The 13,118-nt window shown below is 53.8% G+C and carries 9 protein-coding genes; 2 read left to right on the top strand and 7 right to left on the bottom strand.

The window, feature by feature from the left end:
* Positions 1–112: 112 nt before the first annotated feature.
* On the top strand, positions 113–1,525 hold the full coding sequence (locus CXQ81_RS27255) for a pyridoxal-dependent decarboxylase (RefSeq protein WP_101339053.1): 1,413 nt from the start codon (positions 113–115) through the stop codon (positions 1,523–1,525).
* Between the two features lie 196 nt (positions 1,526–1,721).
* On the opposite strand, the gene CXQ81_RS27250 is transcribed toward CXQ81_RS27255, so the two are convergent.
* The 3 genes from CXQ81_RS27250 to CXQ81_RS31150 all read right to left on the bottom strand — a co-directional run bounded on the left by CXQ81_RS27250 (position 1,722) and on the right by CXQ81_RS31150 (position 5,959).
* Positions 1,722–4,049 carry a CHASE2 domain-containing protein gene (locus CXQ81_RS27250; protein WP_178081088.1) on the bottom strand — a complete coding sequence of 776 codons (2,328 nt, stop codon included), beginning with the start codon at positions 4,047–4,049 and terminating at the stop codon, positions 1,722–1,724.
* 36 nt (positions 4,050–4,085) lie between these two features.
* The gene (locus tag CXQ81_RS27245; protein ID WP_178081087.1) at positions 4,086–5,378 is read right to left on the bottom strand and encodes a FecR domain-containing protein; all 1,293 of its coding nucleotides are present in this window, start codon (positions 5,376–5,378) and stop codon (positions 4,086–4,088) included.
* 77 nt (positions 5,379–5,455) lie between these two features.
* Positions 5,456–5,959, bottom strand: coding sequence for a hypothetical protein (locus tag CXQ81_RS31150; protein WP_157832272.1), 504 nt, complete (start codon positions 5,957–5,959; stop codon positions 5,456–5,458).
* A 261-nt stretch (positions 5,960–6,220) separates the two neighbouring features.
* On the opposite strand from CXQ81_RS31150, the gene CXQ81_RS27240 reads away from it, so the two are divergent.
* Positions 6,221–6,952, top strand: a complete 732-nt coding sequence (locus CXQ81_RS27240; protein WP_101339050.1) for a response regulator transcription factor — start codon at positions 6,221–6,223, stop codon at positions 6,950–6,952.
* A 19-nt stretch (positions 6,953–6,971) separates the two neighbouring features.
* Here the strand turns inward: CXQ81_RS27240 and CXQ81_RS27235 are convergent, their stop codons facing one another.
* The 4 genes from CXQ81_RS27235 to CXQ81_RS27220 form a co-directional block, all read right to left on the bottom strand.
* Positions 6,972–7,697, bottom strand: coding sequence for an OmpA family protein (locus CXQ81_RS27235; protein WP_157832271.1), 726 nt, complete (start codon positions 7,695–7,697; stop codon positions 6,972–6,974).
* Between the two features lie 86 nt (positions 7,698–7,783).
* Positions 7,784–9,022 carry an HlyD family efflux transporter periplasmic adaptor subunit gene (locus tag CXQ81_RS27230; RefSeq protein ID WP_256593438.1) on the bottom strand — a complete coding sequence of 413 codons (1,239 nt, stop codon included), beginning with the start codon at positions 9,020–9,022 and terminating at the stop codon, positions 7,784–7,786.
* 39 nt (positions 9,023–9,061) lie between these two features.
* Positions 9,062–11,176, bottom strand: a complete 2,115-nt coding sequence (locus CXQ81_RS27225) for a type I secretion system permease/ATPase (RefSeq protein ID WP_101339048.1) — start codon at positions 11,174–11,176, stop codon at positions 9,062–9,064.
* Positions 11,173–12,603 carry a TolC family outer membrane protein gene (locus CXQ81_RS27220; RefSeq protein WP_101339047.1) on the bottom strand — a complete coding sequence of 477 codons (1,431 nt, stop codon included), beginning with the start codon at positions 12,601–12,603 and terminating at the stop codon, positions 11,173–11,175. Before CXQ81_RS27220 ends, CXQ81_RS27225 begins: the two co-directional genes overlap by 4 nt.
* Positions 12,604–13,118: the final 515 nt, after the last annotated feature.

The raw sequence follows: 13,118 nt of genomic DNA, 5'->3' as shown, positions 1-13,118 counted from the left end.
CGCCATAGTTGCTATTCCGGACACGGCGTTATAACCGCAGTGGGGCGCCGATAGAATCCGGGGCGACCGGCCGATCGCCGGATGGACGAAGTATTTGTGCAAGGAGCAGACCATGACCCCCGAAGAGTTCCGTACGTACGGTCATCAGTTGATCGACCGCATCGCTGACTATCATGTCGGCATCGCCGACCGGCCGGTAATGGCCCAGGTCCGGCCAGGTGAGCTGATCGAGTCTCTGCCTGAAGAGCCACCCTTGCAGGGCGAGGACTTCATGGCTGTGTTGGCCGACCTGGACCCCCTGATCCTGCCAGGCCTCTCCCACTGGCAGCATCCGAGCTTCTTCGGTTACTTCCCTGCCAATAGCAACCTCGCGTCAGTGCTGGGGGATTATCTGAGCACCGGTCTCGGAGTCCTGGGACTCTCCTGGCAATCGTCGCCAGCGTTGACTGAACTGGAGGAAACCAGCGTCGATTGGGTACGGCAGATGCTGGGGCTATCCGCCAGCTGGAGCGGCGTGATCCAGGACACGGCATCCACCAGCACTCTGGTAGCCCTGATCAGTGCCCGGGAAAAGGCGTCGGACTACGCTCTGGTCAAGGGCGGGCTCCAGACACAGGCTCAACCGCTGATCATCTACACCTCGGCCCATGCCCATAGTTCAGTGGACAAAGCGGCCCTGCTGGCTGGATTCGGCAAGGACAACATCCGCTACATCGATACTGATGCCAATTATGCGATGCGTCCGGAGGCCTTGGCCGCAGCCATTGAGCGTGACCTCGCCGCAGGCCTCGTGCCCTGTGCCGTGGTCGCCACCACCGGTACTACCAGCACCACGGCGGTGGATCCGCTGGGGCCCATTGGTGCCCTCACTCGTCAGCACGACCTATGGCTGCATGTGGATTCTGCCATGGCCGGGTCGGCGATGATCCTTCCCGAGTGTCGCTGGATGTGGGAGGGCATCGAGCAGGCCGACTCAATAGTTGTCAACGCCCACAAGTGGTTGGGGGTGGCCTTCGACTGCTCGCTATATTTCGTGCGTGACCCGCAGCACCTGATTCGCGTAATGAGCACTAATCCGAGTTACCTGCAATCCGGTGTCGACAGTGAGGTGAAGAACCTGCGGGACTGGGGGATTCCCCCGGGACGTCGCTTTCGGGCACTGAAACTCTGGTTTTTGCTCCGCAGCGAAGGTGTTGAAGGGCTCCAGCGCCGACTGCGCCGAGACCTGGATAACGCTCAGTGGTTAGCTACCCAAATTTGCGCTTCGGAGGAATGGAAAGTGCTCGCGCCGGTACATCTCCAGACACTTTGCCTGCGCCACGAGCCGGCGGGGCTGGAGGGCGAATCGCTGGATCGGCACACCCGAGGCTGGGCTGATGCCCTCAACGCGTCCGGGCATGCCTATGTGACCCCGGCTATCCTCGATGGCCGCTGGATGGTGCGCATCTCCATCGGCGCGCTGCCCACCGAGCGGGAACATGTCGCTGGTCTCTGGGAGCGTCTGCAGGAAATCGTCCGCAGATAGATCAGCTTCACGGTCCGAGCAGTGCGGGGCCCTGCCTGGGCTTCGCGAGCACCTGCAAAGAGGGCTATGAATGGAAGCAAGTGCGACGCCTTGCACGCTGACGCGCTTGTTTCTCAGATATTTTAACTCGTCGTCTAGAGGCGTTCCTGCCTCATTCCTGGGACGGCGTAGTACTTTTGAGTGAGCAGAGAAGAGTCTAACTGCCTCGAAAAAAGAGCTTGAATGTGGTCCCCATCTCAAGTGAACTGGTGCACTCAATACGAGCGCTATGACGTTGCATGACACTATCAACAAAGGCCATGCCCAGTCCGTAACCACTTCCGCGTTTATTGCCGGTGCCAAACTGGCGGAACTCATCAAACAGGTGAGGCAGATCCTCTTCGGCAATACCCTGTCCTTCATCCCGAATGGTCAGAACAATCGCCGTGTCCTGCAGCATCAGTTCGATGTAAACCACAGTGTCCTGCCCGCTGTATTTCACGGCGTTTTCCAGCAGGTTGAAGATGGCACGGGTCAGTAGCTCGCGAGAGCCGTTTATTACACAAGCTTCGTCATCGACGAATCGGTGTTTGATCCGAATACCTTTGTGTTGAGCTGGAAGCCAAGCCTGATCTATTGCATCCAGTACGATGGCGCCAACGAATACAGGCTCGAATACCAGGGGTTTGGACTTGGCTTCATCCAACTCCATGAATCCATCGGTCAGGCTTAACGTGCGTCGAACTTGTTGCTCGATATGACGGCGAAGCTCGCCAACGGGCATGGGTTCCTTAACCTTCTGTTGCATTTCCAGGAGCGCCAGAATGGCGGATTGCGGTGCGCGTAAATCATGGGATAGAAAGCGCAGCATACTGTCGCGCTGCTCCTGAGCCAGGTACTCCACGGTGAACTCGAGCAAAACCAGCAACCAGCCGATATGTTCACTTTTTTCGGTGTCCAGATGTGCCAACTGCATCTTGAAAATGCGTTTGGATGGAGTGTGAATGATTTGCCCGGCAAGTCGTTCCACAGAGGTTGCGCCCTGAGCCCACGGTGGAGGGCATAGGGGCGCGGATGGATCAGTCTGTGGCTTAAGCTCACGCAGGATCTCGAAAATATCCCGGCCAATCAGAGAGGAAGAGAGGCTGCCCGGTTTCCCTTCGAGGGTGGCGGCGTTGAGATTGGCCAACCGCACCTGGCCATTCAGGTCGGTGACGAAGATCGCCAGTGGCAGGCTGTCCAGGCTTTGCGCAATGAACCGTTGTGAGTCGCGAATATGGGTGATCATCGATTCCAGGGCCAGAGCTCGCTTCACCAGTTCATCGCCGCGAAAGGTGGGCTTGGGTGGGGCAGGTTGTCCTTTTAGCTCGAGCTCCATACGGTCCAGTTCTACGCCGAAATACACCACAAGAGCATTGAGCCGTCTCCAGCTCCACAGCAGATAGGCCGCTAGAATGCCTGCCAGGCTGGCACCGGGAGCCGACCACCAGCCCATGGTCAGCAGTGCCAGCGATAGCATCAGCCGGGCGATGATCATTCCCAGGCAGACGAGAAACGTGCGGCGCAGCCGAAAGGTTGAGAGCAGGGCCAGCACAGCCAACACCGACAGGGTGGAGAGGCTGATGTTCATCCATGTCGGTGTCGTCTTAACCAGATGTTGATGCAGAAAACCATTCAGCAAATGCGCATGGAGGACAATCCCCGGCATATTGCCGCTCGAGGTCGACAGAGGTGTTGGATGACGATCCCCAAGTCCTGAGGCGGTGACGCCAATCAGAATGATGCGGTTGCGCAGCCACTCATCCGGCACTTCGCCGTTCAGCACGCTGGAGAATGAAACAGAGGGCACTGACGAAGGCTGTTTGCTGAAGGGAATAAGCACTTCATTCCAACCGAACCATTGTCCTCCCAGATCCCTGGTGCAGCAGATCTCAGGCATGACCGGCTGCTGGTCCGGGGCAAAGGTCGCCGTATAAGCCTGCCAGGTCAGTAGGTTGAGTTGCCCTTGGGCATTGCCCTCCTTTAGGTAGATTTGGCGAACCGCGCCATCAATTCCAGTCGGGACGTAAACATGGCCGACAGCCTGGGCCCCTTCGAGCACGGGTTTAATCGGAGAGAGAAAACGGGGTGCCTGCCCCAGCAGCGGGTTCGCTTCGCGCAGAGTGGGGACTACCACATGAGCCACCTTGGCCATCGCTGCTCCGAGGCGCCGGTCAGTCTCGGGATTGGAGTCGGGCTCAGTGAAAATCACATCATAAAGCACGACTGTCGGAGTCAACGGAGCCAGTTTTTCCAGCAGTTGGGTGTGGATATCCCTGTTCCAGGGCCAACGTCCGATGTCGTTAATGCTGGCATCATCGATGGTGATTAACAGGATTCGAGGGTCGAGAGGGAAGGACACCAGAGGAGCCAGCTTGTCGTAGATCAGCCGGTCCAGTTGCCATTGAGGGAAGGTCGCTATATAGCCCACAGCCGGTAACAGCAGTAGGGCAATAATGATTCCTTCCTGAAGGATTTTACGAAACAACAGCTGGACACTGAGCACGATGAGGCCTTGGAACAATAATTGAAGGTAGTGTTTCTATTGCAGGATTCCTGAGCCTAGTGACAGGGCTGGTTGCCCTCGGTCATGTTCAGGCTCGCTTTCTACGCGCCAGTACAGGGTTCCTGGCGGCAGGTCTTTGATCGTGATGGATGTGCCTTCAATATCGTGCTGGTCAATCAACGGTGAGTTGAAGCTGACGTTGTCGGCTATTTGCAAGTGATAGCGGAGAGTGTTGGCGTGGGTCGGTGCTACCCAATTGAAATGTGTGCTATGAGCATTGTTTCGCACTGCCTCCGCGCCATTGGTTGCGCGATGCAGAAGCAGGAAGGACGCGGGTTCTCCGCGCAGTCCTTGGGCATCGATAGCGGCGATACGCACATAGTAGAACGCGTCCTCAAGCCCTTTGAAGCTGAACGCTGGGCGCGGGCTGAGTTGGTCCTGTTCTATATTCAGAAAGTCAGCGCTGCGCGAGACTTGGGCAAAATAGGCCGCAGCGCCTGGAATAGCTTGGGTGCGTACTCGCCAATCGAGGCTCCCTGGAACTGATAACTCGTGTTCGGCGTCTTGAGGCGCTTTGAGTAATGGCTTTACATGCAGTTCGCCCTTGCTGGAGAACACCAGCCCCTGGTTGTGTTCGATGGCAACTTCTTTGCGAGAAGGGTTCAGGCTCGAAAGGGTTATGACCCGACCATCGAGCACTTCTACCAGAGAGCTTTTTTGATTGTTGATGCGTACCCGGAAGTGTGTGCCCCGCACTCCAAGTACGCCTTGCGGGGTCGTCACCTCAAAGCTGTTGTATCGAGTCGGGCGCTTGGGGACATAAGACTCTACTTCGCCATCTTGCAGAATGATTTGAGGCGCGCCATGTTGATGATCTTGACTCAACAGCGCTTGGCTCTGTGGTGGCAGCACACTGAGCACACCATCAGCGAAACTAAGAGTCACAAAAGTTGCGTCCCCAGTTCGCACGCTTTGGCCTAAATCGAGCGTCATACCCGTTGTGAGTGGTTGTTCGCTCTGACCTTTGACGATGAGCCAAGCCTGGCCTTGCAGGTGCAGGACCTTTACCGGAAAGGCTTGGTTCTGAAGAGGAATATTCAGTTCAGAGCCCACCTGAAGGTTGTGTGGGGAGTCTATAGCGTTGAGTTTCTGAATCTGCGTCCAATGACTGCTGCTATTCAGGTGTTGCTTGGCGATGTTCCACAGTGTTTCACCTTGCCTTACGACATAGGTTTGCGTGTTGATAGGCTCAGCCTGCCCTGAGATGGGGAATAGCGTGCTGGACAATCCGATAGAGAAACTGAAATAGAAAAATACAGAACTACGCATGAAGTTTCTTGCGCTCGCTGACAAAACGCCCTCATTACGGGAAAAGCACCTATTATTTTTCATTGTTTTATCAAGATTTAGTGTTTTTGGTCTTTATTCTGAGTAATGCTGCTTTTTGATGGAGTGTTTGTTTCTCCAGAAAGGTCAAGCATGGGAGTGTTGGTTTTTTGGCGATTGCGGAGAGGAATTCGCGCAAGGGTGGTGGCGAGCTTGTCTGGAGAAAGAGGCTTGTTCAGCATGCCCAGGCATCGACACTCAGGTCTGCTGGCTTCATATATGGAGTCCAGGCATAGATTGCTTGGTTGGGGTTCACCAATCAGCAAAAAGTAACGCGCCAGTTTTCTGATCGATATCTCGAATATCAGCATATTCAATTCGGTAATATTCAGCTTGGTACTGAAAAGAATTACGTCATAAGGTCTTCGGGAGGCAATCAAAGCAATTAAGGCTTCCAAGCAGCTTAGTGCGGGGAAGGTGTTGAAATACCCGGCTTGACCCAGCGTGCTCAGCGTCTCCATAAGCTGAAACGACCAGTTGTCAACAACTAGAATACGGAGATTGTTTTTTGCCGTATCTACCACTTCTGGTTTACCTCAATAAACTGATTTTTCATTCAATAGCTTCCTTCTTCGAAATTTTGGAATAGCCACTTCTCATTCGATTTCAAGGGCAGCTAGAGTGAGATCTTGAGTTTAGGGTGGAAAAATACTCCTCTTGATAAAACATCTTAGTTAAAATGCCACGTGCTCTTGCGTTTAAGTGACAGTTGTTCACAATTTGTGGGTGCATTTGTGTCGATACCTATGCCATAAGGTCGATGCCCCCTGTTATCTGGAGTCCCCATGCGCATTGCTATCCTTGATGACGAACCGATGGAGCTTGAACTTTTGCAGGATGCGCTTGATTCCTACAGCTTGCATGACGGCACTTTGCCTATCTGCACGGCTTTTTCTCGTAGCCCGGAGCTGTTGCGTCGGCTGAAGCGAGAAACCTTCGACCTGATCATCCTCGATTGGCAGATGCCTGAGATCAGCGGATTACAGATGCTGTTGTGGATCAAGGAGCATCTCCAGCCGGCGCCGCCAGTGATTATGCTGACCTCGCGTACCGCCGAGCATGATGTGGTTCAGGCTCTCAATGCTGGTGCCGATGAATACATTAGCAAGCCATTTCGTCAGGCCGAATTACGCGCACGTTTGACTAACGTGCTACGTCATTGCCAAGGGCGGAGGGGTCGCGGTGAGGAACTACTGATCTTTGGCAACATTCGCTTTGACGTTCAGGAGTCACAGGTCAGTGTCGATGCTGTCCCCATTGCATTGACACTTCGCGAGTTCAAGTTGGCACTGTTGCTGTTCAAGAACCAGGGACGTCCATTATCTCGCGGCTACCTGTATGAACATTTATGGGCGCGGGATGAAATGTTGTCTTCACGAACTCTAGATACCCACGTTTATCGAATTCGTAATAAGCTGAAGCTTACATCCGAGTACGGTTGGGTATTGAGTACTGTCTACGGCTACGGCTACCGTCTTGAAGCGTTAGGTACGCAAGAAACAATCGAACCGTCATGATGGCAGGAGAGGGTATTACTTAATTACCGATCACTTGAACCTTGATTCGGCGATTGGGTTGCAGGCAGCGAATAAGTTCCGGTGTGGTGGTGTTGATGCCGGGGCAATTGACTACGGACTCGGTGCTGCCTTTGCTCTGGACGGTGATAAGTTCCTGCCTGATACCTGATTGTCTTAGTATTTCAGCTACTGCCTTAGCAAGGTTCAGCGCCAGCTTTTCCTGGGCTTGTGGTGAACCGATGCGGTCGGTATATCCAGTTACTATCAGTTTAGGTTGCTCGCTGTATTCGTTGCGCAGTGACTTGGCAAGTTGTTCCACGCGTTGACGACCCTGGGGTTTCATCTCATTGAGCTTCGATTTATCCAAGTCGAACAGTGCATCAGAGGAGAAGCTCAGCTCCCTAGTGATTACCTGCTGTGGAGTGGCTTGGGCGGAAGGATGAGAACACCGCATTACCCAGCGTTTTTGCGGGATTGGTTGCTGTTGTGCGTCAAGGGTGACCGGTGCCTGGCAGGTCATATGCCGACCATTTTCGTGATAGCTGAACGCATAGATCGAGCTTGTTGGAGTTTTGACGACCTTGGCGGCTTGGCCGACGATAGGGGGGAGGTTGTCAGGTGCCAGCTCTTTGGCTCGAATGGGAGAGTTCCCCGATAGGCTAGAGCAGGCGGTGACTGTTAGGGTCATCAATGAAATACCAAAGAAAAGTTGAGCAAACATCGTTGGGGTTTCCTGTCTTTTCATCAGTACTCTCATCTTGATAGGTGGTGTTGAAACGGAGGGTATAAAAGCTCAAGATTTTTTGAGCTTAATATATAGCGTTTGAGGTTTTAGCGTTCTCGAAGTGCTTCTCGACCTTTGTTCAAAGGTTTCATCAAATAGGAAAGCACAGTCTTTTCTCCTGTATGGATGTCGACGGTTGCAATCATGCCAGGGACAATCGGAAGTGTTTTCCCCGCTTTATCCAATAGTGAGTCGGAATCGGTAAGTATATAAACCCTATAGTAATAAACGTCGCGGTGAACATCGTCCTGAAGAGTGTCTGGGGAAATGAGCGCGACCTTACCTGGTAACCCTCCGTAAATGGAGTAGTCATAAGCTGAGATCTTCACGGTGGCCGCTTGTCCCGGATGGATATACGCAATATCTCGAGGGGCAATCCGAGTTTCGACCTGTAGGCGCTCATCCAGCGGCACAATGCGCATCAATTGGCCATTTGGAGGGATCACTCCTCCTACAGTATTGACCTCAATGTCCTTGATTACACCGCGTACCGGAGAGGTAAAGGTCAAGCGTGTCAATGAGTCATTGCGCCCTCGGGTCACTGATTGTTGGGCTTCAATTTCGGCATTGGCTTTGGCCAGCTCCTCCCTGGCCTTGACCAGATATTGGGTTTGAATGTCGGTGTATTTGTTTTGCAGCTCATTGAGCTGGCGCTTCAGACGTAATACCTCCACTGTGCTGGCAGCACCTCGGGTTACCAGGGGGGTGGTCAATTGTAATTCGCTGCGGATTAGTCGCATGGCTTCATTAAGGCCGGAGAGAGATTTTTCCTGACTCTCGCGGCGAGATTGAAAGAGTGCTGTTTCGGCCTTGACCAGATCCGGCTCTTCAAGAACCTCCTGGGGAAACCGTAGGGGCGTATTGTTGACCTCTGCCATCAGGCGGGCGGAAGTCGCTTGGGCGGCGCGACTGCGTGAGGCACTTTCCTCGACGGCCGATTCGATACGGGTGGGATCCAGCTGGGCCAATACCTGGCCCTTTTCTACGATGTTGCCTTCCTGAACATGCAAGCTGGCCAACACTCCTCCTTCCAGGGATTTGATCACTTGTTCCTTGGAGGAAGCGATGACCTTGCCGGTGCCTGTGGATACTTCATCGAGTTTGAAGTACCACGCCCAGGTAGCAAAGGCGAGGAGTGCCAGGGCCAGGCTCCAGACCAGTCGGGAAGCATTCGGTAGTTCTTTTTCGGAGAGGCCGAATCCCTCTACTTGCTGAGTATCAGGTGTACGCAGCGGGTTTCTGGGGGACTCAGCGATCAGGGGAGGAGCAATTGAGGTGTGGGGCATGATTGTGGCTTCACTTGCAAAATTATGAGGGGGCCTGACCTATTTTTTCTGGCCGAACTGCGCGAGCACCTGTTCTTTGGTGCCATCCATGACGATGCGTCCACCATCCATCACCAGAATGCGTTCGACCCATTTCAGGACTGCAAGCCGGTGCGTTGCTACCAATAACGTGCGACCTTCTAACCATGGGGTAAGGTGATCGAGTACTTGCTGTTCGCTGAACTCATCCAATGACGCTGTCGGTTCATCCAGCAAGATTGCACGGGGATCGCGGATGATGGTGCGGGCTAACAAGAGTGCTTGCTTCTGGCCGCCGGAAAGTCCCAGGCCACCTTCCATGATTTGGTAATCCAGACCGCCTTCTTGGGCTTGGCCCAGGGAAAGGGCACCGCTCAAGGACAGAGCCTGGAGGATTTCGCTATCGGTTGCCATCGGTCTGCCGAGGGTCAGGTTGTCGCGCAGAGTGCCGAAGAACAGATGCGCGTTTTGGGTCAGTAAACCGACGTCCCGTCGTACATCCGATGGATCTATCAAGCCCATCTCCAGTCCGTCGAGCTTGATCGAACCGCTTAAGGGTGTATGCATGCCCGCCAGCAATTGGAGTAAGGTGGATTTGCCCGCGCCATTTCGACCAAGAATCGCGATGCGTTCACCAGGCTGAATGTGCAGTTGTTTGATATCCAGCGCCGGAGCCTTGTCCTTCTCGCTGTATTGAAACTGCACACCGCTCAGCGCAAATTGTCCTCGGATCAGCGGGCGGTGCAGCAGTTTGGAGTGCTCGGGCTGATCCACTGGACGCTTCATCAGTTCGTCCAATCCCTTACGCGCAACTTTGGCTTGTTGCCAGCGGGCAAACACGCTTGAGATCTGCGCCAGTGGCGCCATCATTCGCGAAGCAAGAATCGAGGAGCCGACTAGTGCTCCAGTAGTCATGTCGCCGTTCATGACCAGGTAGCACCCCCCGAGCAATACAGCGGCATACACCAGGCTTTGTAACTCCTGGGTCCAGGTCATCAGCAGGTTGGTGATGTGGCGTTGCTTGATAGATATATCTGCCGATACCGCATGCAATTGGTTCCACTGGTTTTGGAAGCGGGGTTCAGCGCGTAGCAGTTTTATATCTTCAATACCCTGTACCGCTTCCACCAGCACTGCATTGCGCAGTGCTGATTCGCGCATACCCTCGTTGGACAGCCGGGCCAATGGCTTCTGCGCCAGAAAGCCCGGCAGGATTAGCAAAGGTAGGGCGCCGAGTGCGATGTACATCAGCGGGCCGCCAGTCATGTACAGAATTACCAAAAACAACAACACGAACGGTAGGTCAGTGATTGCGCTGATGGTGGTCGAGGTAATCAGCTCACGGACTTGTTCCAGTTCTCGTATTTGAGCAATGAAGGTGCCGGTGGATTTGGAGCGGGCATCGTTGCGCAGGCGTAGAGCGTGGCCGAAGACCCGATCAGTTATCTTCAGGTCTGCACGTTTACCGATCAGGTCGGCGATGTGTGAACGTGACATGCGTAGGATGAATTCGAAACTGATGGCCAGCAGTACCCCCAGAAACAGTACCCACAAAGTAGGGGCAGATTGGGCTGGGATGACGCGGTCATACACCTGCATGGAAAAGATTACGCCGGCCAGAGCCAGAATGTTGGCGACCATTGCTGCCAGTGCCACATCGCCGTAGCGTTTCCAGTCGCGAAGGGCAATGTTCCAGAACCAGTTAGGTTGATAGGGCTTGATGTAGTCGTCGACTCGGGCGTCGGTGACCGATGACTCCGGACGGAGTATCGCGACCCGCACAGCGCGCTCACGCAGTTGGGTTGCGGTTAAGCTGATAAACAAGCCTTGCTCACCGCTTTTGAGCACGCTCACGTTGCCGGCGGTATCGGCTTTGTCGATGATCGCGACTTGCCCGTCATCAAGTTCTACAGCCAACGGCAGGCGCCAGGGGTCGAGTGCTGTGTCGGAAAATGCCTCGAAGCGCAGCATCAGGCCCATTTGTGCTGCCATGCGCTGAAGGACAATATTACGAGGGCTGCCACGCTCCCAGGCTAGGGATACTCGAATGGTTTCTTCGGAAACCCCCATTCTGTAGTGTTTTGCAATGTTGAGCATTGCCTCCAACCAGGGCTGATATTGTGCGGCGATACTCATGGCTGAATCTCTATCTGTTGAATGGATGTATTGTTCAAGCCGTAGGCTTCGCGGCTGTATCCAGCAGCATTGATGTAGGTGATCAATCCCCGCCAGAAGTCGTGCCGTGTAACCTCCAGGTCCGCAGCGGCCTGATACACCTCCTGCTCGGCATTGAGCAGATCGAGTACTGAGCGTGTGCCTACGCTGTATTGATCTCTATAGAGCGCTCGGGTCTCTGTCATGGTCGCCATACGTTGTCCCAGAATGCCCAGGCGCATGCGAGTGCCAATGGTTTGTTCGCGAGCGCGCAGCAGGGCGTCCTCTGCCGATAGTCGAGCGTCATTGATGTTTGATTCGGCGTGGTCGATAGCTGCGGTGGCACTACGGATCTGTGCCGAAATGGCTCCTCCCTGATAGAGCAACATGGAGCCGGTAAGCATCAAGGTGTTGTAGCTACCGTGTTCTTCGCCATTACTCGGGTTGGTGCCAGTAATCGCTTGATTGGCTGAAGCTTCCAGAGCAATAGTCGGATAGCGCTGGGCTTTGGCGTTTTCCAGTTGCCCATAGGCGGATTTGCGATCGGCCTCGGCGATCAAAACATCAGGGAGAATCGCGTAATCGGGAATGCTGTCCAGACGGGCAGAGTGCTCCAAGTCTGCAGGCGGATCAGCCACTGCAGTGGGCAAGGGATTGCCAACGAGTGTCGATAATCGTGCGCGCCATTGTCCCAGTAGTGTCATTACCTGCTGAGTATTGGCTTGTGCACTTTGTAGTCGGGTGCTGGCTTGGACATAGTCCGATTGTGACGTCAGGCCAGAATTGGCTCGGAGCTTGACTATTTCCAGCACATCCTGGATTGCCTTGACCTGATCCCTGGCGATTTTCAGCAGGCTTTGTTGGCGATGAGCTTCCAGCATAGCCTCGGCGGTTTGCTCGGCAATCGCGTCAATCTGTTTGAGCAGGAGTGCCTGTTGTTTCAACACTTGCCCTTCGGCCTGGGTGACCGAGCCGCTGACCTTGCCGAAGTCATGCAACATCTGCGACACCGAAAGGCTGGCTACCTGGCCATTGCCGTAGAGGTTCACTCGTCCAGAGTTCATTCCAGCACTGATTTTCGGGTAGTAGCCGGCTTTGGCGACATCGACTTGGCCTTCCTGCTCGGTAATAGCCGATGCGGCTGAAATGATTGACGGATGGCGGTTGACTGCAATGGTCACCGCCTCGCGCAGATCAAGAATGTTTTCGCGCAGGGGAGTGTTCACTGGGAGCGTGGTTGGATTGGTCCTCCTTTCCAATTGATCAGCCAGGTGTTGAGAACTCAGACCCTGTGCCGGCGCCTGATTTTCTTCTGAAAGCCAGGGCAAATTCAGTTCTCGGGCTATGGCAAGAGGGGTGAATATCGGAATTATCAACATGCCAAACAGCAAGCTGCATGATCTGAACATGTGCTTCAGCGGTCCTGATAAGTATTGGTCAATGACCAGGTGTGAGTAAGAAGTGATTGTGTGGCAGGTATATCGAATGGGTTGTTAATAACGAGGCAGTTACCAGGCAAAATCTTGATTTTATGAGTCGTTAGTTAAGCCGTACTGCAAGTTGCATATTTAGGCCTCGATCGCCAAATCGATACGGTTAAAGTTTTTTATGCTGATCTATGTACGCTATCACTTGGGAGGGGTGATCTAAAAAATCGTTGTCAATTGTTTAGATTTGCGCTGGGCGCTTCATGCGGGGTCGCTACTTTTCTCTTTTCAAGCCCTTGCGTTTCCGTGCGGGAGTGATGGAAATTTGGCGTCAAAATAAGTTGGGCGGACTTGTGGCTTGCATGTGCATTGTTTCTGTTCTCATACAAATGGTGTCATTTTGCAATTGGTTAGTTTAATTGGATCCTTTCTGTGAGCTGCAAGGAGGCTTTTAAGCCTTTTCTATGGATCTCGGTAGGTGTTTGCAATTCAGGTTG

Origin of the sequence: Pseudomonas sp. 09C 129, assembly GCF_002843625.1 — a bacterium.
Taxonomy (GTDB): Bacteria; Pseudomonadota; Gammaproteobacteria; order Pseudomonadales; family Pseudomonadaceae; genus Aquipseudomonas; species Aquipseudomonas chlororaphis.
This window is presented reverse-complemented; position numbering and strand designations above follow the sequence as displayed.